At 65.9% G+C, this 2,408-nt stretch carries 2 protein-coding genes; both read right to left on the reverse strand.

Going from position 1 to position 2,408, the window contains the following annotated elements; all coding sequences use genetic code 11:
* Window positions 1-12 precede the first annotated feature (12 nt).
* Complete coding sequence (locus I5G_RS23280) at window positions 13-780, reverse strand: hypothetical protein (protein WP_022880198.1); 768 nt, start codon at window positions 778-780, stop codon at window positions 13-15.
* Between the two features lie 153 nt (window positions 781-933).
* On the reverse strand, window positions 934-2,408 hold a 1,475-nt coding region (locus I5G_RS17360; RefSeq protein WP_022880199.1), incomplete at its 5' end, for an ABC transporter family substrate-binding protein.

A 2,408-nucleotide genomic window follows, 5' to 3' on the forward strand; every position in this document is an offset into this window, starting at 1 on the left:
GCGCGGCGGTGCTCATCCGGAGATGAGCGCCGTGGTGATCACGACGACTCCGGCGATCAGCAGGAGGAGGCCGACCGGCCCGAAGCCGGGGTGACGGAACCAGTCGGTGAGGTCGAAGTACACCAGCAGAGCGATGGTGGCCAGGCCCGAGACGACGGCGACGATCAGACGACGGCGGACGTCGCCGCCGATCATGGCCTGCCAGATGATCGCCATGACGACACCCAGCAGGATGATCAGCCAGATCGGGATCGAGGTCGCCGACGCCAGGAAGTCGTTGAAGCCGAGCGCCAGGAACTCCTTCAGGAGGACGGCGACCAGGAACGACGGAAGCGAGAAGAGGAAGAAGCTCAGCAGCGTGATACCGAAGTCGAAACCGCTGTACTGGCGGAGGGCCGAGACGACGCCGACGACGATGCCGAGGACGATCGCCAGCACGAACGACGCTGTCACGAGCTGGAGGGTCGACCCGATGGCGGTCGGAAGGATGTCGGTGACCGCGGCGTTGGAGATCGTCAGACCCAGGTTGCAGGTCCCGGCGAACGGGATGAGGCAGCCGGCGGCGCCGCCGAGCCAGAGGAAGTACCGCAGCGGTACGGGGACATTGAGGTCGAGGGCCGCGACACGGGCGGCGATGAGCTGGTCACGGTTGGCGGCGGAGCTGTCGCGCAGGTCCTGCAGGGGGTCGCCGGAGTTGGCGGACAGCACGTACATGATGAACGACGCTGCGAGCAGGACCAGGATCGAGACGGCGATGCGCCTGAGGATGAATCCGACCATCGCGGGAGGACTTCTTTCGATCGGGTGAAGACGCCTGTGGGCGTCCTGGAAAGGATAGTCGCGCGCGCGCCGGGGTGGGGCGCGCCGCACGCACACGAAGTGAGGCGCCGGAGCCGAGCGACTCCGGCGCCTCACGAGGGATTCAGCGGGTCATCAACCGCCGAGCGTCCACTCCTGCGCGTTCCACACGATGCCCGTCTGGCCACCGAAGTAGTCGATGCCCTTGACGGTGCCGTTGTCGGCGAAGACACCGGGGAGCTGGAACAGCGGCAGACCGTAGAAGTCCTTGGCCGTCTCAGCGTCGATCTTCACCTTGATGTCGGCCAGCTTGTCCTTGTCGGTCGTGACCTGGCTCTCGTCGACGAGGCTGTCGACGGTGGCGTTGCTGTAGTTGTTGTAGTTTCCACCGCCCGCGGTCTTGAAGATCTGCGGGAGCGCGGCGTTACCGGCACCCGGCGAGATCCAGCCGAAGATCGAGACGTCGTAGCTGCCGCTACCGAGGAGCTTGCCCCAGTCGGGCGAGCCGGCGTCCACGATGTTGAAGCCCGCCTGCTGCGCCGACTGCTGGATGGCGCGGAAGCTGTCGACACGGTTCGGGTTCTTGGTGTTGTAGAGGATGCGAACCGTGGGGGTCGCACCGTTCAGCAGCGCCTTGGCACCCGCGATGTCGGGCTCGCCGAACTTGTCGTAGCCACTGGCCGAGACGGCGGTCTTGTACTGGTCGCCGTCGGTCGGCAGGAAGATCTGCGAGTTCAGCACCTCGGCGTCGGGGTTGATCGGCGTGATGATCGAGTCGAGGATCTGCTGACGCGGGATCGTCTTGAGGAAGGCCTCGCGGACGTTGGCGTCGGCGAACACGCCGGCGAAGGTCAGGTCGACGTGGTCGTACGACAGCTGGCTGCCGGAGTGGACCGTGGCGTTGGCGTTCTTCAGCGCGGTCAGCGTGTCGGCGGAGGGCTGCGGCTGGATGGCCTGGACCTCGCCGTTCTGGAGGGCCGTGACCTGCGCGTTGGCGTCACCGATGAAGCGGATGATCAGCTGGTCGTACTTGGGCGACATGCTGCCCTTGTAGTTGGGGTTCTTGCCCAGCGTGATGCTCTGCTCGGGGGTGAAGTCGGTCACGATGAACGGACCGCTCGCGACGAGGAGGCTCTGGTCGGTCGGCATGGCCGTGACGTCGTAGCCCTTGTTCCAGAAGTCCGCCGCGGCCTTCAGGGTCGCGTTGGGGGTGACGGGAGCGTCCGGGTTGCCCTTCGGGGTGTCCTTGAGGACCTTGATGAAGTCTTCCTCGGAGACGCCGGCCTTCTCGGCGAGCACGTGAGCCGGCTTGCCGATCGGGTTGACGAGCTCCCAGTCCACGAACGGCGTCGAGTAGACGAGGGTCATCGACATGTTGTCGTCGCCGATGGTCGGGAACGCGGTCGTGTCCAGACCCGCGGTGCTGCCCGCGAGCGTGAAGTACTGCGTGCCGCTGGTGACCTCACCGGACGCGGCGTCGATCTTGGCGTCGTCGTAGTAGCCCGAGTTGATCGCCCAGTTGACGAGCATGTCGTCGGCGTTGATGGGCTCGCCGTCCGACCACGTGAGGCCGGGGTTGATGGTGTACTTCACCGTCAGCGGGTCGTCGG

The organism is Microbacterium sp. B19 (genome assembly GCF_000333395.1).
Classification (GTDB): domain Bacteria; phylum Actinomycetota; class Actinomycetes; order Actinomycetales; family Microbacteriaceae; genus Microbacterium.

What these genes read in the sequence shown, in the direction of transcription:
- I5G_RS23280 (WP_022880198.1), bottom strand. Translation starts at nt 780, where the DNA reads ATGGTCGGATTCATCCTCAGGCGCATCGCCGTCTCGATCCTGGTCCTG.